This window comes from Clostridium sp. Marseille-P3244 (genome assembly GCF_900120155.1).
GTDB lineage: Bacteria > Bacillota > Clostridia > Lachnospirales > Lachnospiraceae > Mediterraneibacter.
In genome coordinates this window covers 996393-1016949 of the sequence record NZ_LT635549.1, presented here as the reverse complement: position 1 = coordinate 1016949, position 20557 = coordinate 996393, and the positions used below count along the sequence as shown (strand labels likewise).

18 protein-coding genes are annotated in these 20557 nt (G+C 49.4%); all 18 read right to left on the bottom strand.

Going from position 1 to position 20557, the window contains the following annotated elements:
• Window positions 1-78: 78 nt before the first annotated feature.
• The gene (locus BQ7367_RS06580) at window positions 79-1173 is read right to left on the bottom strand and encodes a sugar ABC transporter substrate-binding protein (RefSeq protein ID WP_072524721.1); all 1095 of its coding nucleotides are present in this window, start codon (window positions 1171-1173) and stop codon (window positions 79-81) included.
• A gap of 44 nt (window positions 1174-1217) precedes the next feature.
• Complete coding sequence (locus tag BQ7367_RS06575; protein ID WP_235837560.1) at window positions 1218-1997, bottom strand: 3-ketoacyl-ACP reductase; 780 nt, start codon at window positions 1995-1997, stop codon at window positions 1218-1220.
• Window positions 1998-2422: 425 nt separating this feature from the next.
• Window positions 2423-3367 carry an AEC family transporter gene (locus BQ7367_RS06570; RefSeq protein ID WP_072524719.1) on the bottom strand — a complete coding sequence of 315 codons (945 nt, stop codon included), beginning with the start codon at window positions 3365-3367 and terminating at the stop codon, window positions 2423-2425.
• Window positions 3368-3539: 172 nt separating this feature from the next.
• Entirely contained in the window at window positions 3540-4451 is a 912-nt protein-coding gene (locus BQ7367_RS06565) for an NAD(P)-dependent oxidoreductase (RefSeq protein ID WP_159431630.1), read from the bottom strand.
• A gap of 45 nt (window positions 4452-4496) precedes the next feature.
• A complete protein-coding gene (locus BQ7367_RS06560; protein WP_072524718.1) occupies window positions 4497-5168 on the bottom strand; it encodes an RraA family protein in 672 nt (223 codons plus the stop codon).
• Window positions 5169-5188: 20 nt separating this feature from the next.
• Window positions 5189-5854: an RraA family protein gene (locus tag BQ7367_RS06555; RefSeq protein WP_072524717.1), complete on the bottom strand. Its 666-nt coding sequence runs from the start codon at window positions 5852-5854 to the stop codon at window positions 5189-5191.
• 106 nt (window positions 5855-5960) lie between these two features.
• Window positions 5961-6593 (bottom strand): cysteine hydrolase family protein, encoded by a 633-nt coding sequence (locus BQ7367_RS06550; protein WP_072526111.1) that lies wholly within the window; start codon window positions 6591-6593, stop codon window positions 5961-5963.
• 79 nt (window positions 6594-6672) lie between these two features.
• The gene (locus tag BQ7367_RS06545) at window positions 6673-7830 is read right to left on the bottom strand and encodes an amidohydrolase family protein (protein WP_072524716.1); all 1158 of its coding nucleotides are present in this window, start codon (window positions 7828-7830) and stop codon (window positions 6673-6675) included.
• Between the two features lie 14 nt (window positions 7831-7844).
• Complete coding sequence (locus BQ7367_RS06540; protein WP_083588891.1) at window positions 7845-8432, bottom strand: amino acid synthesis family protein; 588 nt, start codon at window positions 8430-8432, stop codon at window positions 7845-7847.
• An 18-nt stretch (window positions 8433-8450) separates the two neighbouring features.
• Window positions 8451-9041, bottom strand: coding sequence for an amino acid synthesis family protein (locus tag BQ7367_RS06535; protein ID WP_072524715.1), 591 nt, complete (start codon window positions 9039-9041; stop codon window positions 8451-8453).
• A 30-nt stretch (window positions 9042-9071) separates the two neighbouring features.
• On the bottom strand, window positions 9072-10127 hold the full coding sequence (locus BQ7367_RS06530; protein WP_072524714.1) for an alcohol dehydrogenase: 1056 nt from the start codon (window positions 10125-10127) through the stop codon (window positions 9072-9074).
• 57 nt (window positions 10128-10184) lie between these two features.
• Window positions 10185-11522 (bottom strand): cytosine permease, encoded by a 1338-nt coding sequence (locus tag BQ7367_RS06525; RefSeq protein ID WP_072524713.1) that lies wholly within the window; start codon window positions 11520-11522, stop codon window positions 10185-10187.
• Between the two features lie 96 nt (window positions 11523-11618).
• On the bottom strand, window positions 11619-12887 hold the full coding sequence (locus BQ7367_RS06520; RefSeq protein WP_072524712.1) for a nickel pincer cofactor-dependent isomerase, group 22: 1269 nt from the start codon (window positions 12885-12887) through the stop codon (window positions 11619-11621).
• A 97-nt stretch (window positions 12888-12984) separates the two neighbouring features.
• Window positions 12985-14403: an L-serine ammonia-lyase, iron-sulfur-dependent, subunit alpha gene (locus BQ7367_RS06515; RefSeq protein ID WP_072524711.1), complete on the bottom strand. Its 1419-nt coding sequence runs from the start codon at window positions 14401-14403 to the stop codon at window positions 12985-12987.
• Window positions 14404-14418: 15 nt separating this feature from the next.
• Window positions 14419-15297, bottom strand: coding sequence for an NAD(P)-dependent oxidoreductase (locus BQ7367_RS06510; RefSeq protein WP_072524710.1), 879 nt, complete (start codon window positions 15295-15297; stop codon window positions 14419-14421).
• Window positions 15298-15311: 14 nt separating this feature from the next.
• Window positions 15312-15992 (bottom strand): GntR family transcriptional regulator, encoded by a 681-nt coding sequence (locus tag BQ7367_RS06505; protein WP_072524709.1) that lies wholly within the window; start codon window positions 15990-15992, stop codon window positions 15312-15314.
• Between the two features lie 192 nt (window positions 15993-16184).
• Window positions 16185-16856, bottom strand: a complete 672-nt coding sequence (locus BQ7367_RS06500) for a 4-carboxy-4-hydroxy-2-oxoadipate aldolase/oxaloacetate decarboxylase (RefSeq protein ID WP_072524708.1) — start codon at window positions 16854-16856, stop codon at window positions 16185-16187.
• A 247-nt stretch (window positions 16857-17103) separates the two neighbouring features.
• On the bottom strand, window positions 17104-20439 hold the full coding sequence (locus BQ7367_RS06495) for a DUF5107 domain-containing protein (RefSeq protein WP_072524707.1): 3336 nt from the start codon (window positions 20437-20439) through the stop codon (window positions 17104-17106).
• Window positions 20440-20557 lie beyond the last annotated feature (118 nt).

Sequence of the window (20557 nt, the reverse complement as noted above, 5' to 3'; positions counted from 1 at the left end):
GTCCCTGCCCGTCCGGGCAAAAACTTTCGTCCACACGCAGGGTCCGGAATCAGTCATATATTATTTTGTATGAAACAATCATTCTTCGCCGCTTAAAAGTACACTGTCCTCTGTCCAGTCACGTTCAGCCGCTCCGTCGCCATACCAGAGATCCAGATACTCTTCCGCGTTTTCCTGTGTGATGATCGGAGGATCCCATGTAACAAAGTGATTGTCGCCCCGCTCCGGAAGGATATCGCCTTTTACATAATCGTAGCCGATACACATTGCCAGAGCCTGCATGCCGGGCGCGTCGCCTGACATGGACATTACGTATTCGCCGTCGCGGATCAGTTCAAGCGTATCACTCAGACAGTCAAGCCCGACAAGTTTGACCGCTCCGCCGGTCTTCCCTGCGCCCTGAAGGATCTCGTAAACTCCGAGCGCCATATCGTCATTTCCACACCATACGCCTTCGATCTCATCACCGTACTTGATCAGCATATCTTCAAATACCGGAGCAGCCGTAAACCTGTTCCAGTCACCCGGCTGAGATTCAAGCAGTGTAATGTCCGGATACTCTTCCAGAGCCTGCTCCAGACCTTCATGCCTCTGAACTGCTGTTGTGCTTCCAAGAAGGCCGTCGATCGCGACGATGCTTCCGGAACCGCCCATTGCGTCAAACAGATATGTAGCCATCGTATATCCTTCCAGACGCATGTCTGTCAGGATGTGCGCGATATGATATTCATACTGTGTAAAATCAAAACCGTCGGGATAATCGAAAAGGGTCACGAACGGCACCTGAGCATTTTCACACAGATCCGCCAACGGCGGGATCACACTGGAACTTGTCGGCATGATGATAACAAGATCGGGATCATATGTGACCAGACCGGTCTCCAGATCCGATACCTGTTTCTGCTCATTATCTTCGGAAGAAAGGGTAATGTACTCAAATCCCATCTGATCCGCAAATTCCTGTCCTCCTCTGTTCAGCTCGGCATAGTATTCATTATCCATACCTTTTGTAGAAGACAGAACAGTAAAATCTCCGTCAGCCTTTGCTCCGTCATCAGATTCTGTAGTTTCCCCTGAATCTGATGAATCGGAAGAGTTTGAACATCCCGCTACAAGCGCGACTGTCAGCATAAGTGCCAGCAACAGTGCCAAAAACCTGTTTCTTTTCATCATAATATTCCTCCTATTCTCAAACTGAGAGTAAAATCAGCCGGTCATCAGTCGATCCATTTCATATGGAAGCCGCCGTCAACATCAATCGCTGACCCGGTAGTGTACGGGAGATATCCCAGACAGATCGCTGATACCGCCTTTGCCACATCTTCACCTGTTCCCCATCTGCGCAGAGGATGAAGACCATCAGCGATATATTTATCGAATTTTTCTTTTACCGGCAAAGTCATATCGCTCAATATATTTCCCGGGCGTATCTCATACACGTTTATTTCGTAGTCCGCCAACGCGAATGCCAGCAGTTTCGTAAGCATGGTTATCGCGGCTTTAGACATACAGTACTCGCCTCTCATAAGTGAAAGCGTATAAGCAGAAATGGAAGACATATTGACAATTACAGGCCTGTCCTCCTCAGGATTCTCCTGTACTTGCTTGATCATCTGCTTTGCGGCCAGCTGTGCCGTAAACAGGTACCCTTTCAGATTAATGTCCATCACTCTGTCAAGACTCTCCTCTGAAACATCAAGGATGTTTTCCTGTTTCGCTGAACCCACTCCCGCATTATTGATCAGCGCGTCAATACGCCCGAACTTCTTAATCGTACTGGAGATAAGATTCTCACGGTCTTCCTGTTTAGATACGTCTGTTCTGACGTATAAAAAATCGGTCTTTTCCATTACGTCTTTAAGATGCCCTTCCGCGCGCTCCCAGGGCATCGTCCCGCATGCTACGACCGCAAATCCGTCATCTGCCAGTCTGTTCGCTATGGCGTTTCCAATCCCTCGTGTAGCCCCTGTGATGATCGCTACTTTTTTCTTTTCCAAAACACGCATCCCCTGTCCTTTCTGAATAAAATGGCCATTTGTTGATTAGTTGCATTTTTTGAGTATTCCTGTCGCGATCTTTGAGAATACTCATTGTGTTCCGATTGTATACAATAAGAATTCTATATCTAAATTATATCAGATTAAATTACACTGTCAATAAATTTTTTTGACAATTCCGACTATTTATTCCATCCTGTTTCAATCTCTTGAAAATCTGTTAAAACGCAGGATTTTCCTGAGAATTCTGACACCTCTGATGACAGGCGGCAGAAGAACTTTACAATTATAAACATGGGATTTACAACAGCAGACAACGCTGTTAATTATGCGCAGACTACGGAAAGTCGAAACAGATCCGACTCCCGTAAAAAGAATGTCTGAATTGCGATTCAATTACATTAAATAAATACTTCCCGGCAGGATCAGATTAACGCCAGGCTTCTCAGTATGTACAGCCATCCTGTCAGTGTAAACGCGCTGACCATCGTCGTCAGCATCACCACGCTGGAAGTCAGTATCCCTTCATGCCCCATATTTTTTGCCATAACAAAGCAGCTCACTGTTGTCGCGGATCCCAGCATAACAAGAGACGCCACCAGCTCTTCTCTGCGAAATCCCAGCATAACAGCCACAGGAAGGAAAAGAGCCGCGAAGCCCACAAGTTTCAGGAGAGTCACTCCTATGGCGGGCCTTACTCTGGCAAATGCTTTGCGGATATCAAAAGTGGCTCCCATGGCCATCAGCCCAAGAGGCGTTGCCACCGCGCTGACATTGGCCACAGTCTTTTCCAGGATCGGAGGCATGGGAAGTCTGAGTGCCGACCACAAAAATCCTGCCGCGATTCCCAGCACGGTAGGATTCGTAATAATGCCGGCCAGTGTTTTCCTGATCAGGCCCTTCCCCATCCGGTGTTTTTCCGGTCCGAACACGGAAAGAATAACTACTGCCATCACATTATAAAGCGGCACGCTTCCAAGGATCATCAGAGGAGCCAAACCGGATTCCCCATAGATATTCTGGATAAACGCGATCCCCAGAAGAGCGGAGCTGCTCCGGTAGGAGGCCTGGATAAATTCTCCCTGCATGCTCCTGTCCCGGCAGAAAAAGGAGGCAGCTACAGCAATTATGATGCTGATAAGAGTCGCGCCAAAGCAGTACAGCAGAAATTTCAGATCCCAGACCTGAGAAAAATCCACCGTCGCCAGATCTTCAAAAACAAGGACCGGAAGGGGCACCATATATACAAATTTATTCATCTTATCCGCAAAACTGTCATCTATCCATCCTATCTTTTTGAATGCCAGTCCCAGCAGCATCATAATGAACACCGGGGCGGTAGCGTTCAGACTGAAGATCAGATTATCCATGTTATCCACTCTCCGTTTCCCGTCATACTTCTTTCTTTTACCGCATGAACCCCCAGCCGGCAGGAACACACGCTTTCCCGTCAGCTGAGGGTATCAGCTCTTATCAGCTCTTACGCTCTTATATTCTGCCTTCTTTTTCCAAATGTGTCAAGAAGGAAAACAAGCCCCTATCCTATAAACATCCCAGAGGTTCTTTACCCGCCGCGACACGCTGCGCGTTTTCCAGTCCAAATTTATAGACTCTGTAATAGTTGTCGTAAGTAGCGGCTCCTACGTGAGGAGTTGTGATGAGATTATCGATCTCAAGTCCGAACAGCGGATCTTCCGGCTCAAAAACATCCACTGCCGCGCCACGGATCTTTTTGCTCTTCAGAGCGTCCACAAGGGCCGGCGCGTCTACCAGCTGGCCGCGCGCTGTATTGATCAGTAGTGCCGTATCTTTCATCTGAGCGAACTGTTTGGCCCCGATCATTCCCCGGGTACTGTCAAGAAGCGGAACATGAAGGGAGATAATATCCGATCTCTCTATCAGTTCGTCAAAACTTACGTACTCGCATCCCAGTTCTTTTTCCATCTTTTCATCCATACGTACCACATCATTATAGATCAGATGGGTTCCGAAGGCGGATACCCTCTTCATCACTTCACGGCCGATCGCGCCGCCACCGATGATACCGATCGTCTTTCCAAGCAGCTCATAGCTCTCATGACGGAATGTCCAGGTATGCCATTCTTTCTTTCTGCTTAAGCAGGTCAGATCTACAATATAACGGTACAGCGCCAGCATATCCAGTACAGCCAGCTCTGCCACTGAAGAGGAGTTGAATCCCCGGCAGATAGACACAGGGATATTCTTTTCCTTCGCGTACGCCACATCCACCATGTCCACTCCTACACCGGTCCTCTGGATCAGCTTCAGTTTCGGCACCTGGTCAATGACCTCACGCGTCACCTGAAATGTCGTATCGAAGAGGCACTCCGCCTCCTCAAGTGTCCCTTTTTTCCCTATGTTCGGCTGCAGGAAACGCAGATCTACATCCGGCGGACACATATCCAGGATCATCCTCTCCATAGGTTCATTCATTTTGTCCAAATACAGTACATTAATGCCCACTGCTGCCCCTCCATTCTATGATTCTTCTCTTGTCTGCAAATGATGATATCCTGTCTGAGCCCTCGCCTCGCGCAGAGAAACGCCCTGGTGCAGAGCCTGACGGATACGCTCTTCTTTTTCCTCGATCTCCTTTGCGATGCCAAGCACCTGCTCTGCCCTGTCGTAGGGAACGCACAGCACGCCCGTATCATCTCCGAAGATCAGATCGCCCGGGCACACCTTGATCCCTGCTACTGTCACAGGTCCGTTGATCTCGGCAACTTCTACCCGGTCTTTCCCGGTAACCATATAATAATCCAGAGAGAAAATAGGATACCCGATCTTCCTGACATCTTTCACATCCCGGCATACACCGTAGATCACTGTCCCTGCGACGCCGCGCATAGACGCGTACAACGCCATGATATCTCCCCAGACGGTGCAGTAGTCTCTTCCACCGTTGTCCAGCACGCACACTTGTCCGGGCTCTACGTCATCCAGGAAATCTCCTACGGTACCTTTCACTTCGCCGCAGGGAACATAACGTACGGTAAATGCCTGTCCGCACATCACTTTTCCGGGCGTGATCGGTTTCAGCTTATACAGCCCGGAAGGAATCCCGAGACGGTCCATCGCGTCAGAAATACTTGTAGAGTCCAAATTTTTATAAGCTTCTATTATCTGTGGGTCTAATTTTGGAATACTCATATGATCCTCCCTGTTCACCGTTATTTCAGCATATTCTCATAATTGTATTTTGTATCCACTTCCTTCATGGACATACCGGACTTAATGTCACGGCACATGGCTTCTTCTTTTTCATGAAGAGCCTCAGCCTTTGTAACCACATCTTCCACTCTCTCCTGAGGGATAAATACTACGCCTGTAATATCTCCCATGACTACATCACCAGGCCGCACCTGTACACCGTGGAAAGATACCATTACATTTGTCGCCTCTTCCATCACACGGCCGCGGGCTGTCGCGCAGATCGTAGAACGGGCATATACCGGAAAATCCAGCTCCATGCACTCATCCAGATCACGGCATGCTCCATCGATAACTACTCCGGATACACCTTTAAACTTCGCCCCTGTGCTCAATACGCCTCCCCAGCAGTTCACGTCAATGCGTCCGCCATTATCAATAACGATCACATCGCCTTCTTTCGCCGCTTCGATTGCGTTTACGCCCATATGGGTAGTGGATTTCGTAAGTCCGGCAGCAACAACTTTCATGGTTACCGCTTCTCCGATGATCTTCTTGCATCCGTCATACATCTTGTTGACACCATATGTGGATCCCTTCAGTCCGAGAGCATCCAGAGCGTCTGAAACATTTGTCGTAGAAAGTTTGTCAAGACGTTCCCTCAGTTCCTGTGTTAAAACTCCCATAATAAATTCCTCCTTGTATAATAAAATATTATCTTATTAAGGTTTTGTAGAAACATTTTTATGCACTCAGGCCCGGGCAGAGACTGCCCGGACCCGGGATTCTGGATTAATGGATCCGGCACGCGTCCTCCGGTTTCAGGCCTTCCATAGCTTCTACCAGTTCATCCACTGTTGTGACTGTTCCAAAATGAGTCTCGATATCCCACAGCTGAGATTCCTGCTCTCTGTCGCTTGTCGCGCGTACTGCGTCCTTTGGAACGAATACTTCGTAATTCAGCTGGAACGCGTCAGCAACTGTGCCACGGACACAGATATTTGTAACAACACCGCCTACGATAACCTTCTCGCATCCCATATCTCTGAGTACAAGGTCAAGATCTGTCTGGAAGAATCCACTGTATCTTCTCTTATGAACTACATAGTCTTCAGGAAGGATCGGCAGCTCATCGATCTGTTCCCCGCCCCAGGTTCCTTCATAGCAGGTTCCTTCACGTTTCTCTGTAACTTTATCATATTTGTCCTTACGGTACTGCTGGCAGATCCACACGATCGGAATCCCATGTTTTCTTCCGGCTTCCACAAGTTTCTGGATCGGCTCAATTACAACATATCCGTCATCGAGCACCATTTTTCCGCCCGGTTTGCAGAAATCGTTCATCATGTCTACGATCAAGATCGCTGTTTTTTTCAGGTCAAGTTCCTTCTTTAAATTTGTGTAGTGTTCACTAAAGCCTGTCATGGTATTGCTCCTTTCATATTTGTTGAATTTTATCTCAGAGGCAGCCATTTTACTGCCTCCAAAGTTTTTATATTGATTTTTACTGTACAAATTCCGGCATACGGTTGCCCGGCGGTGTGTTGCGGCTCTTTGTAACGATCACTTTTCCGTCCACGATAATGTAAGTTACAGCCGGTATATCACCTGCGTCGATCGCTTCAAGAGCGTCGCTCCCGACAGATCCCATCGGAGCGTCCAGACAGATCAGATCTGCCTCTTTGCCTACAGCGATGATCCCGGTATTCAGACCGAATGTCCGTGCTGTATTTCCGCTTGCCATCGCCAGCGCTTTCTCCGGCACTACGCCGCAAAGGCTTGCATAACACACATTCCGAAGAATTCCAAGGGAAACAAAACCTGTCCCAGACGGAGCGTCGTTTCCGAAAATAATCCTGTCCTCTTTTCCCAGTTCCAGCACACGTTCATAAATATGTTTCGCCACTCTGTAATTTCCACACTGTACAATCTCTACCGCGATATCCGACTCGCTGATGATGCGGTCCACTTCTTTGACAGATACAGCCGTCGGTCCGCCGTTACAGTGTGAAGCTACTGTAGGATTCGTCCGGATCACATCGTCCGCTGTAACAGTTGAACTTCCCGGAATGGATGTCCCACCTGTATGCATATGCACTTTAAACCCGTGCCGTTTCGCGATTTCTACGAGGGGAGCCGCGTCGTCCGGTGATTTCACACTGCCCAGTCCGATCTCACCTACAAGCCATACGCCTTCTTTCTCCATCTCTTCAAAGTCTTTTTCTGTCAGTCCTTTTTCCAGAATAAGCGCTCCGCCGTGTACTTTCGCTCCCAGCGGTGACTTATTACGAAATGATTTTGAAAGAAAGATCGCCTGAGCTTTCGCTCCTGCCGGATCTGTCGGACGTCCCGGGAAATGCGGTTCTCCCGCGGAGATCAGTGTCGTACATCCTCCGTGGATCTCACTCTCCAAAAAATCTGCGGCTTTCTGACGAAATGTATAGTCACCTGCACAGGGATGGCAGTGAGAATCAATAAGTCCGGGAGCAACTGTAACTCCCTTCGCGTCCAGAGTCTGTACTCCGGGATGCGCGTCAGCGACCTCTTTCTTCCCGATCTCCGCGAATTTTCCATCCTTGATGTAAATCGTATCAGCGTCCAGCAGTGGATTGTTAATATCTCCGCTTACCAGTTTTCCAATATTTGTGATCAAAAGTTCCATCCTCTGCGCCTCCTCTAATTGATTCCGTCCATGTTTTTCACCTGATCCAGCAGCAGTCCGCCCACACGGGCAAACGGACGCGGTCCGGTCGTCACGCACAGAACGATCATGATCTCATCCGGATGTGGAGCGTCTTCTACATATACTTCCATCGCGTCATAATGAGTACGCACTTTGACAGCCATCTTGCTGTGCAGAGGCACATCAATAGAATGTCCTGCGGGAGCGCATTTCTCTGACGATGGAACGATCGAATAAGTTTCTTTTAAAATCTCGCGAATAGGAGCGTCAAATCCCATATGCAGCAGAGCGGATCCGTGTTCCTGTTCTCCTTTGATGCCTGTGACTGCCGCTTTGCCGTAGCTCTGGATATCTTCCGGCTTCGCGTCCAATGCCTCCAGCGCGTTTTCCAGAAGCAGTTTCCCCAGGTATTCGCCGTACTCCTTGTACAGGGAGAGATCCTCTGTGTGGGTTCCGGCAAATACATTCTCTACAATGGCGATCGACGCGCATTTCTGCAGCGGATGTTCCAGCTTTTTGCCGATTTCCTCGCGGACTTCGTCAATGATGACAACTTCTTTCCTTATATATGGCTTCATCATGCTTGATCCCTCCTATCTCTAGTCCATTCCGTTCCAGTTATGAATCTCTTCTACAGACAGTCCGCCAATCCTCGCGTGCGGCCTGGGGCCGGTAGAAAACGCGTTCACTACCACCACTTCGTCGGCATGCGGAGCATCCGGGATCCGTATGGTGATCGCGTCATAATGAGAACGTACCATCATCGCGTCCTTATAGAGAAGCGGGACATCCAGAGTCGAGCCTGCCGCCGCGATCTTCTTCGCTGACGGGATGACCGCCTTTCCTGCTCCGAGGGCATTCCTCATGGGCGCTCCCAGCTTAGGATGCATCAGGGCCGCCGCATGTTCATGCTCTCCGTTAAGACCGACAATACATGCCTTACCGAAAGTCTCAACTTCATCCGGAGACACGCCCAGCTTTTTGATCGCGGTACGTGTCAGGTAATCTCCAAGATATTCACCATATTCCATCAGTAAACTTAAATCTTCTTCATATTTTCCCGCGAACGGGTTCTTGATCACCGCGGCCACCGCACACTTTTTCAGAGGTTTCTCAAGCTCTCTTCCACCTTCGCTGCGAATGGTCTCCCGAAATACAACCAGTTTGCGAATTTCAGGTTCTTTTGCCATATTATCTGCCTCCTGTCCATCATGCCCTGCCTATGGAATGATAACCACCTTCAGGACACCATCTTCCTTACCTTCAAAAATCCGATATCCTTCCATCGCGTTATCCAGCGAAACCCGGTGTGTGATCATCGCGCTTGCGTCAAGCTTTCCACATTCTACCAGCTTCAGTATTTCTTTACAGGAACTGGCATGTACACCTCCGGTCTTAAAGGTAAGGTTTTTACCATACATCTCATGTAATGGGAGGGTCTGGGCCCCTTCATACATTGCCACTATACATACTACTCCGCTGCACCGGGCCACCTGCCATGCCATCTCAAATGTATTTTTCCCGCCGGCCACTTCAAATACCCGGTCAGCCCCCCGGCCTTCTGTCAGATTCTTTACGATCTCCACCGCGTCTTCTTTCAGCGGATTTATGATAACATCTGCCATGCCGTGTGCTTTCGCGAATTCCAGCCTTTCCTGGGAAACATCGATCATGATCAGGCATGCCGGCGAATAAAGTTTCGCGCACATCGCGGTGCTCATTCCATTCGGACCGGCGCCGATGACAACAACGGTCTCTGCCGGCTGGATCTCCGTGATCTGAGCTGCCCAGTACCCGGTAGCCAGAACGTCTCCTACCAGCATCGCCTGATCATCGGATACACTGTCTGGAATGATATCCAGACAGTTCTCCGCGAAAGGTACCCTTACATATTCAGCCTGCCCGCCGTCCGCGGAACACCCCAGCGTCCAGCCTCCGCCCGGAGCGATACAGTTATTCACATAACCCCGCTTACAGAAAAAGCATTCCCCGCAGAACGTCTCGCAGTTGACCGTCACTCTGTCTCCGGGTTTCAGTCCCCGTACGTCACTGCCCGTTTCCTCTATGACCCCGATGATCTCGTGGCCCAGGACCGTACCCGGTTTGGCTCTGGGCACCGCGCCGTGTTTGATATGAAGATCACTGGAGCAGATCGCCACCATTGTTACTTTCACAATGGCATCTGTCGGTTTCTGGATTACCGGTACCGGACGTTCTTCCAGGGCCAGCACTCCATCTCCTTTATACACTACCGCTTTCATCATACCCTCTGCCATATCTGGTCACCTCTCTTCTTTAAATATCACGATTCCGTTACCGCATCGTGATCCGCTTTACTGTGCCTCGCATTTCGCGATACTTTCCTCTTCCTGTTTGAAGACAAACTTGGAAAGGATGATCTTAACGATCACGCAGACAACAATGTAATTGATCGTCGGAAGACCGAACTCCAGAACGCCGAATCCTGCAAGCACAGAACCGACTCCCCATGTGATCAGACCTGCCCAGTTTGCCCTCGGCATGATCCTTTCAAACTTCTTCACATCCGGGAAATGCCTCTTGTATACGAAGAAGTAATCCGCGATGATGATTCCGGCGAACGGCGGGATAAACTTCGCGTTCAGATCGATCCAGGATCCAAAGTAATCGATAAAGTGCATCAGTGACATTGTCAGTCCGACAACAGCGATACCGATGGCGATATAAATTCTCTTTACTTTGAATGCTCCGGCGATGGCGTTTGTGGATGTATACACAAGTCCCTGCGCTGTGGACCAGATATTCAAAAGCACGACCAGGAACGCGGGAGCCAGCAGATTCTGGGCTTTCAGGATCAGAGCCATGTCATACTCACCTGTCGCAAGCATACCGACACCGCCGAATACCAGCATAAATGTGTTGCCGATCATCATGGCGACGACCATGATCAGAATCGCCTGTTTCGGGCTCTTGGAATAACGCATTACTTCCGCTGTATTGGCGACAGCTCCATGGCTGAAGGAACCTACGCCAAGAGCAAGCGCTGTCGTAAAGGAAATGGCAACTCCGGTCTCCGGTTTTACCTGCATCAGAGCGTCAACTCCGCCTACGCTGTCAAACGAGAACACGATGGAAACGATACCAAAGATAATGATCAGCGGTACCGCGATGTCACTTAAGATGGACATCGCCTTGATCCCGACAAATCCTGTCGCGATGATGCCAAGTCCTGCTATAATAACTACCGGCACGATCGGAATAGACGGGAACAGTGTGTTGACTGTCTCTCCGATCAGCCACGCGTCGATCGAAAACCATGACACGCAGGTGATGATAATAAGGAAAACAGGGATCCAGATGCCCACTCTTCCGAATGAATACCTGCACATCAGCGTAAAGGTCAATCCTTCTTTACAGGAGATGTAAGCCATGAAAGCCGCGATGACTGTCAGCATTACACCTGCCAGGAGTGACGCTGAAATGAATTCAGTGAAGGTAAGGCCTACAGCCATCGTACCTCCGACCTGCATCGTGGTAACTACAAATACATATCCCATCCACACCATCAAAAGTCCCCAGGGTCCGCGACGTCTTGACCACGGCACCCGGGCAGTAGCAAATTCTTCTTTGGCTGCCGCTTCTTCTTCAGCTGCCGAAAGGTTCACGTCTTGTACTTCCTGATTTGTACTCATAATTCTCCTCCTTCAAAATAAAGTCTTTGTATAAAGCATATATACTAACCCTCCGCACTTACCTGTTCCGTCCTCCTTTCTCCGCGTTTTCTGCCTTCAGAACAGATCTCCGCTTCCATTAAATGCAAGGGGGCTTTTCTCTCCAAGGACTGTCATCTGCGGATGACCGTCCACTTCTTCGAGCAATGCCTCAGATACCCATATCTTTTCCAGATGCAGTGTATCACTGATCCGAACGACGCGTATTTTCTTCCTGTCCGCGCACCGGCTTACCTGTATGGCCGCCTGAACAGCCTGCTTCTGATTTTTCATTACCAGCGGCACTCTCGCTGCCGCCGGCATGCACGCCGTCATTACATTGGCATAAGTGGCTTCAAAATCAATCTTCCTGTACAGCCTTTCTGTGGTCACATCCGCCACTCCGATCCCTGTACCGTTCCCGTGAGCCGCCTCGGTCATATCCAGGACCGCGATGCTGCCCGGCCGTTTCGGCCCTCTGGCATATTCGCTCACAAAAGATCCTGTCACGTGTGGATCCATGCCCAACCCGCTGATATCTTTCCCCATACGGTCAACGATCAGTACATCCAGATCTGTCAGATGGATCTTCGGCATATGCGCCTTTGCTTCTGCCAGAAGTTCAGGCTCTCTGTCCAGAAATTCTCCGGGAAACAGGACCTCCAGACGTCTCGTCTCGTCATAGGCGTTTTCCAGGATCGCCACGCCGAACAGAATGTTGGCGTTCTTCAGGACTGCCGTTCCAAATTCTTTTACATATTCTGCCATTTTCCCATGGCCTTCCCGATGGCATGCCTGAGCCCCGACCTGTTTCCCGAGTCCTACAGACATCATTTTCAGCAGGCCGCTCTCATACTGTCCTGTGAAAGAAGTATGTGCCTTCACCCGGTTCATGACGATGATTCCATCCGCATGGGCAGCGTTAGAATCCAGAAATACATCTTTCCCGTCTGCCGTTTTACCGATCTTTACCACTTCCATGGAGGAGCAGATCGGACATCCCATGCTTTCTTCGGTAATCCCCAGACCTTTCAGCATTTCCTTCTGCCCTTTTGCGGTGGCTCCTCCATGGCTTCCCATGGCCGGAACCAGAAAGGGGACCGCCCCTGCGGCCTTCACTTCACTGACAAGAGTCTGCAAAAGTATCGGGATATTCCGGATCCCTCTGCTTCCCGCAGTGATCGCGACTTTCATCCCCGGCCTTAAGGTCCTGTTAATACCTTTTTCTCTCAGCCTGTACCTGAGTTCTGCCCTTGGATCATCCACATGCTGACTGTCAAATTTCTGAGACGCCGGCGCCATTTGAGGCAGTTCAATCCGACTGATAATATCTGTAATAATGCTCATGTCTTTTTCCGTTTTTCTACAGAAATTCTGTTGATTGTTAAATATTATTCAAAGTGTCGATTAATTGTCGACTAATGAAGTCGAAACACGCGGTCTGTTAATTATCTATAAGAACAATGTCTAATTTTTCCGCGATCTTACGCGCCTGCTCTACACTGGGATACGCGTCCCTTAGAACAAGCCTTGCTCCGCCTCTGTTCAGGGAGTCCACCATTCCATTGCCTTCGGTTGCCTCTACAGTCACTCTCTGTACAGACGGTTCATTGACTTCTATAATCTCCACTTCAATCCCTTTGCTCTTTACTTTGTCAAGACTGGCTTTGTAAGCCTCGGCATCACTGGTCCCGGCGCCGTCGACCGCAGCCATCAGGATACCCGGTACATTGATCGCCCTGCGCGCGAACAGCTCAGAATAAAGTTCGATCTTCACTTTTCGCACCTCACCTTTCGCCAGGAAATGCGCGATTCTTGCGCAATTAGTAGGTGATCCCACACCCTGACTGCTTCCGCCTACAACCGCCTCCGCGAACGGGCGGGTAATGGGATTGGCCTTTGCCGCCAGCTCACGGATCTCCACCGCAGCTTTCTTGATCAATTCTTCCTGGCGGGAGCGCTCGTCTTCCAGAACTTGCGGATCCACATAGGAGTCGACTCTTTCATCATGTTTGAAGAAGGGCTCCATATATTCGATCGTAACCGGGACCACATGCTTGGCGGATGCCAGATGGCACTGCGCCGCCATAGCGATCATTACATCTACGGGAACCGTGGACGGAATAGAAGTATGCATTGCCAGCTGGCTGGCCAGCCTGGCGATCAGCACACCGCCTCCGATATGGGTGGCGCACAACCCCGGAACCAGCACCCTGGGTGTACAGGGAACACTGATCGTAGGCGAAAGCGCGAGAACTACCGCTTTCTCCATCTGCTCGGGTGTGCCGTCCTGCAGTTCTACAAACGCCGCTGCCGTGGCAGCCGCCCCGGCACCGATCCCTTCCATATTGCAGCCGGTAGTCCGTTTTCCCACACGGAAAATGCCGCCCACTTTTAAGATCACCGCCATTGCTCTCGCGATCTTGTCCGGATCGCTGTATACTTCCTTCATCGCCTTCACAAACCCGGTATAAGGGCAGGAATCCCCTGTCCCCGCGCATGGGCACAGTCCTATCGTATGATTTCCCACCTGCGCGGCCAGTGTATATGCAACGATCTTGTCTACAAACACGTCTCCCACTACAGAGACCGCGTCTGCGCCTGTCAGATCCTGTCCCACCGTACCCAGGAGAAAACTTTTCCCGGTCTCGGTACCGATCTGCGCGGCACAGAGATTGTGCCGGAACGCTTCTTCCATACACTCAATTACTTCTTCACGGGTTTTTCCTGTAGTTTCCTGCGCTTCTGTCAATATGACCTCGCCGACGGGAAGATTCTCTTTCCCGGCTATGGAAATGCATTCGCCCAGCGTCATATGTCCGTAATTAAATCCAGCTTCCTGCGCCCTCTTTCTTACTGACATCTCTCAAAGCCCTCCTTACTTTACTTCCACATCCATAAGCTCTTCTTCCACTTTCAGCAGGGCTGTGATATCTTCTCTTCCGTAACCTTTCGCCCTTGCCGCCTCAAACATCTGGACAGCCATACTTCCCATGCATACCGGCATGGAAAGATGCTTTGCCGTCTCCATCGCAAGGCCCAGATCCTTATATGCAAGATTAATAGCAAACCCGCCGTCAAATTCACGTTTTTTAATAAAATTCGGAATTTTATTTTCAATGATAAAACTTCTGCCGGAACTGTTTTTTACGATCTCGTACATGGTGTCCAGATCAAGTCCGATCTTGCTTCCCAATACCAGTGCCTCGGCGGCCGCGGCCATATTACATCCAAGCATAAAATTATTTACCATCTTCATTCCGGATCCGGCTCCTACGCCGCCCACATGATAGATTTTCTTGCCGATAGCCTCCAGTACCGGACGTGCTTTTTCCAGGGTTTCCTCCGGACCTCCCACCATGATCGTCAGAGTTCCCGCCTCTGCCCCATGCACACCGCCGCTCACCGGGCAGTCCATGTATTCTATCTCCCGGCCGGCCGCCATACGGGCAAATTTTTTCGCGGACTCCGGCGCGATACTGCTTAGATCTACCCATACCTGTACTTTCAGTTCTTTCCCGGACAGAGCCTCTTGCATTACAGATTCTACAATAGCCGCGTTGGGCAGGGAACAAAGTATGATCTCCGCTTCAGCTCCTACTTTTGCCACATCAGCGCACGGATGCGCTCCGTTTGCTGCCGCTTCTTCCAGCGCTTTCTCCGCTACGTCAAACGCGTAGACTTCAAATCCGGCTTTCAAAAGGCATTTTGTTATGGGGAACCCCATTGCCCCCAGGCCGATCATTCCAATTTTCATTTATTTTCCTCCATTTACCGACTGTTCCGCAGCAAAGGATTCCTCTCTAACGGGATCGATTCCACGTATTCCTTGATCGTCCTGTCTCTTACCTCCTCCAGATGCTTTTGGAGCTGTTTTCTGGCCTCTTCCAGATCATGTGTCTTAAGAGCTCTGACAATAGCAAGATGCTTTTCCCTGGAAAGGACGAAATGTTCCGGGTCTCTTGCGGAAATGCGGTTAACGATCGCGATCTGCGCCTGAAGCTGTCTGTAAAATTTAGCCATGCGTTCATTTCCCGCATAAGCGATGATCCCTCTGTGCAGCCTCGCATTGGCATCGTAATACTGCTGCGGATGAGAATCTGGATTTAAATATGTAAAATCCCTCTCTAACGCATCTAAGAATTCAGGGTCAAAATGCTGACACGCGGTATTCAACGCCTGAACCTCGAACATGATACGCAGTTCAAAAATTTCTTCCAGATCTCTCTGCGTAATATTTGTTACAAAAGTCCCCCTGCCCGGATAACGGTATACGAGCCCCTCAGACTCCATCCGCCGCAGCGCTTCCCTGATCGGGGAGCGGCTGATCTTTAATTTTTCGCTGATCTCCATCTCGGAGATGGGGGACCCCAGCGCCAGTTCGCCGGACAGAATACCTTCGCGAAGGTACTGATATGCCTTTCCGATGGCGCCGTTCGATTTGTTTGCCATAACCTTTTCCTCCAATATTTTCCGTTCTTAATGCAACCTGTAATTCCCGTAACTTTGCATCTTTGTAAGTTGAAATCATTATAATACAAATTGCAGATTACGCCAAGCAACATTGTCATATCGGAGATGGCGAAATTCCTCATCTGAAATGATGAGATTCATATAACAATCTTTATGCCGGCCTGCGCGTATCTATTCCTCCGTGCAGTTAAGAGCGTCGAATACTTTCTGATATCCGTAGATATCGAAAAGACATTCTCCGGCCCTGAGCCGCTCCATCACACGCTCCTCTTTTGCCGTTCTCTCCTGAGCCGCCTTAAGTACCTCAGGCCCTTCCTCTCTCGGAACAATAACCACTCCATCAGCGTCACCCAGCACTATATCTCCCGGATGCACGATCTGTCCGCCGCAGCTGATCGTATGATTGATCGTACCCAGAGTCGCCTTCGCGGTCCCTTTGATGCAGAGCCCGTTGGAAAATACCGGAAATCCGAGTTTCTCAATCTCCAGGCTGTCCCTCACAGAACATGAAACAACAAGTCCGGCCGCGCCTCTTGTCATACAGTCCACAGCCAGCACCTCACCAAAAGGACCGGAGTCTACCGCAGCTCCCATATCCGCGATGATCACATCACCGGGACGAGCCATGCTGATGGCTTTGATCAGCATCAGGTTATCTCCCGTGTGGCAGCTGACCGTAAGGGCCTGCCCGCAGACCTTCATTGAGCGGGAGATCGGCTTGATCGCCGGGTCAAGCGCGCCTCTGCGTCCCATTGCTTCATGTACGGTAGCCGCCGCCTGCTCCTTAAATTCCGCCAGAAACTCCTTGTCCAGTAATGGTACATTTTGTCTAATATTTAACATGATTCTCCTCCATTTCTTGGACACTATTTTGTCTATTTATTGTCGACAATAATTCGATATGTTTATATTAGCACATATTATTTCTCAGGTCAATGTATTTCCTGTCAATTTTTTGTAAAGATTATTGTGCGCGCCTTTCTGGTAAATCTGCATAAATTTATGCCGGGAAACTCTTTTCATGTTTCCCGGCATACAGAAATTCACGCCAGCTTCAGGCAAGTTCACAGGTTATTTATCCGTCAGATTTTTACGCGGTCCTGGACTGACACACTTTATTGTCTTTTTCATGCGCATCTGCTTTGCTGATGCACATTCTTCTGTAAAAGAACGCTTTCTCATGGGAGTCATTCATTTCTGTCACTGTATCAAACTCCTTCTTTGCCTTCTCCATATCATCAAGTCCCATATGGCCAAGAGCCAGCAGATAGTGACAGTGAACTTTGTTCTTGCTCGTCAGGTCTTCATCGAAAAGCTGAAGATCAGGCAGTGATACGGCAAAATAGTCGATGCGGACCTCGTCAAACATGTGGGTTTCACCGTATTCCAGAAGCCTGTTGTACAGCGTGGCTGCTGTCTTTTTCTCGCCCAGAGCCTCATAACATTTGCCCTGATAGAAGATCATATCCGCCGGCTGGTCATTGTAGTACATCATTCCGGCGATCTCTCCCAGCCCTTTGGTCCCTTTTTCCCACATCTCGCGGGCTGTCTCGTTGTCACCTCTGCCGCTGCTGATAACACCCAGATAATAGTAGATGTCATTATCGCTTACGCCTTCCAGTTTTCCTTCTCCCAGATTGACCGGGTATACCATAGCCTGCTTCAGATACTCTTCCGCCGTCTTCATGTCAGAATCTGCCATACGCTCTTTTGCCATCTCGATCAAAGCTGTACGGTACTGCATGGTAATCTTGCCTTCTCCGCCTTCCCACGGATGGAATTTATGCTCCATAATAAGGCGGTATGCGTCCTCATGTCTTCCCTGCAGATTCAGAAGGCCGATATATTCTGTATAGAGATCATCTCTCGTGCGGGCCAGGTCCACATGACTGTCCAGCAGCTCAAATCTCTCTTTTACCGGCACATTCATCTTCTTGTAGAGTTGATCCAGTTCAAGAAGGATTCTGGCATCCGTCTCATCCAGATGGAACGCTTTTTCCATCGCTGTTCTTGCTTTCTCTGGCTCCTGTGTCTTGTTAAAGTAGACAAGGGACAGATTCCTCCATACAGTGGGGAACTCTGGATCAATCTCGGAAGAGCACTCCCAGAGCTTTCTTGCCTTTTCATACTGGTATTTGTCATACCACAGATTGCCCAGGTAATATCTTGCTTTTGCGTCCTTATCATTCTGGTCTGCCGCCCATTCCAGAACGGTGATATCCTCCAGTCTGTTCGGGAAGCAGTAGTCACCCGGATCCGCGGCCGCGGCGCGAAGTGCCTCAGCTGCAGCTTTTTCATCACCCAGCTTTGTTCTGTAGTACGCCAGATAATAGTTGATCATAGGGCCGGCTGCTTTGCTGTCTTCCAGCACCTCTGCCGCTTCCGTCCAGAATCCGCTCTCCGCGTAGTCCGACGCCAGCAGAAGGATGGCATTCGGATTATATCTCATCATGCCGAAGACTTCCTGTTTCTTCTCGGGATCTGCTTCTGTCCGGCTCATATAGTCAAAGGGATCCAGGCTGATGTTTGCTTTCAGCCACTCCCGGCGTTCCTCTTCTCTGCCCAGTTTTCTGAGAAGCACGGCCTTAAGGCCCCTTGCCTTGATATTATGCATATTCTTGACAAGTCCCTTCTCCACATATCCAAGGGCCTCTTCATACTCCTGTTTTCTTGACGCGATCACAGCCAGATAATAATAGGACATTTCCTGCTGCTCGTTGCTCCATGTTGCCTTATAAAACGCGTCAAACGCTTCCTCATATCTTTCCTGGTGGAACAGAGAGAGTCCCAGATCATAGTATGCTTCGCTGATATATGGATTGGGATTCTTTGAAATACTTCTCTCCACCGCTTTCCTGAAGTAAGGCTCGCTCTCTTTGAACAGACCTCTTCTGAGCAGGAGCAGACCATAACTTGTATTGATCCGGATGTCTCCCGGGTCTCTTTTCAGGCCTTCCAAATAATATGGATCCGGCCTGTATGTAGCGTGACGGTACTGTTCGATATGCATACCTGTCAGATACAGTTCCTCGTTTGTCGCGATCTTTTCCGGATCTTCCGCTGCCTTCGCAGGCTCCGGGATCTGCACGATTTCTTCCGGCTCCGCCTTATACTGAAGAAGCAGATTTCCATCTCTGTCATACAGAGATGCCTCCAGTCCGCTTTCCTCCGCGATGTCAGCGCCGCATTTCTTCTGGAATACATTGACAGGAGAGATATTGCTTACCTCATCCAAAAGCACTCTTCCATTATATGTCACGCAGATCCGGACATCTTCTGTCTCACCTGAGGCATAGATCGTAACTTCCGCTCTGTCATCCTCTGTTTTTTCAATGTTGAGGATCAGCTCTTTCGTGGCGTTCTTTACATTACCTGCCTCTTTATAAGGCATAAAGTACTGCACAAACGTCTTTTCCTCAAACGGTTTCAGCCAGGTAAAATCAGGCTGGTTATCTGTATATACGCCTGTCATCAGCTCTATGTACGGACCGTTTTCGTCTGTCAGGTTTCTGTCCCACGCCTGGCCGAAATCACCACAGCCCCATGTCCACTGCTTTTTCCCGGGAGATACATGATGATCGGCTATATGAAGGATCCCGGCCTTTTTTCCGTAATCGTACCCTCCCACGAAATTATAATCCGAATGGTACGCCATGTAGGAAGTAGGCACCGGAATATTTTTGTATCGTGAGATGTCAACGCCTTCTCCATAATTATGTTTGTAATAAACACCTCTCGCGATCGGGAATCTTGATACATCCCGTTTTCCGTGGTCCATGACCGCATGCACGTCCGGCGGGAAGATAGACTGGGTGTTGTCGTTAACTGCCACTGCCGGGTTTGCCCACCACAGGAATGTCTGGGGAAGTTCTGTACGGTTATACAGCTGCCCCCGGATCTCCAGATATGCTTTTCCCGGATACAGGGTAAAGCCCGCCATTCCCTTTGTGCCATACATGCGGTCAACTTCACTTACGAACACGGTTTTACTTCCGTCCTTGTTCTCCTGAAGCACATAATCTACCGGAGAAAAAGTGGTCGGCCGATGATGCTGGGGCCAGTTGAATTCGATCCCTCCACTGATCCAGGGACCGGTCAGTCCTACCAGCGCCGGTTTGATCACTTCATTATAATATACGAAGTCATACCCGTTCGTCTTGTCATAGGCACGCTGGATCCGGCCGCCAAGCTCAGGCAGGATCATAATTTTCAGATACTCGTTTTCAAGCCATACCGCTTTGTATTCTTTGTCTTTTTTCTCGTCATAGATCTTATCGATCACCGGAAGCGGATATACCTTGCCCGAACTGCCCTGATACACTCTTTTTTCAAAGAACATCGGGTTTTTATCCGGCGTTCCGACTTCATATGTGGGGATCGTGATCTGCTCTTCCCACACATGGACTTCCCTGATGTTATTTCCCATTTGTCTGTCTCCTTCTTATTCTGCTGATCTTACATTTTTCATATTAAAGGTTGAACTGGCTTAGTTTTGCCATTATAATATCATCATAAATATGATTTCTGTTGTTGTTTATTGCTGA

Bases quoted from the DNA above. Each gene is read 5' to 3' on its own strand.
- BQ7367_RS06520 (WP_072524712.1), bottom strand. From the start codon at position 12,887: ATGAGCATTATTACAGATATTATCAGTCGGATTGAACTGCCTCAAATG.
- BQ7367_RS06525 (WP_072524713.1), bottom strand. From the start codon at position 11,522: ATGAGTACAAATCAGGAAGTACAAGACGTGAACCTTTCGGCAGCTGAA.
- BQ7367_RS06580 (WP_072524721.1), bottom strand. From the start codon at position 1,173: ATGATGAAAAGAAACAGGTTTTTGGCACTGTTGCTGGCACTTATGCTG.
- BQ7367_RS06570 (WP_072524719.1), bottom strand. From the start codon at position 3,367: ATGGATAATCTGATCTTCAGTCTGAACGCTACCGCCCCGGTGTTCATT.
- BQ7367_RS06505 (WP_072524709.1), bottom strand. From the start codon at position 15,992: ATGGCAAACAAATCGAACGGCGCCATCGGAAAGGCATATCAGTACCTT.
- BQ7367_RS06500 (WP_072524708.1), bottom strand. From the start codon at position 16,856: ATGTTAAATATTAGACAAAATGTACCATTACTGGACAAGGAGTTTCTG.
- BQ7367_RS06510 (WP_072524710.1), bottom strand. From the start codon at position 15,297: ATGAAAATTGGAATGATCGGCCTGGGGGCAATGGGGTTCCCCATAACA.
- BQ7367_RS06535 (WP_072524715.1), bottom strand. From the start codon at position 9,041: ATGGCAAAAGAACCTGAAATTCGCAAACTGGTTGTATTTCGGGAGACC.
- BQ7367_RS06565 (WP_159431630.1), bottom strand. From the start codon at position 4,451: ATGAATGAACCTATGGAGAGGATGATCCTGGATATGTGTCCGCCGGAT.
- BQ7367_RS06560 (WP_072524718.1), bottom strand. From the start codon at position 5,168: ATGAGTATTCCAAAATTAGACCCACAGATAATAGAAGCTTATAAAAAT.
- BQ7367_RS06555 (WP_072524717.1), bottom strand. From the start codon at position 5,854: ATGGGAGTTTTAACACAGGAACTGAGGGAACGTCTTGACAAACTTTCT.
- BQ7367_RS06540 (WP_083588891.1), bottom strand. From the start codon at position 8,432: ATGATGAAGCCATATATAAGGAAAGAAGTTGTCATCATTGACGAAGTC.
- BQ7367_RS06550 (WP_072526111.1), bottom strand. From the start codon at position 6,593: ATGACAGGCTTTAGTGAACACTACACAAATTTAAAGAAGGAACTTGAC.
- BQ7367_RS06515 (WP_072524711.1), bottom strand. From the start codon at position 14,403: ATGTCAGTAAGAAAGAGGGCGCAGGAAGCTGGATTTAATTACGGACAT.
- BQ7367_RS06545 (WP_072524716.1), bottom strand. From the start codon at position 7,830: ATGGAACTTTTGATCACAAATATTGGAAAACTGGTAAGCGGAGATATT.
- BQ7367_RS06530 (WP_072524714.1), bottom strand. From the start codon at position 10,127: ATGGCAGAGGGTATGATGAAAGCGGTAGTGTATAAAGGAGATGGAGTG.
- BQ7367_RS06495 (WP_072524707.1), bottom strand. From the start codon at position 20,439: ATGGGAAATAACATCAGGGAAGTCCATGTGTGGGAAGAGCAGATCACG.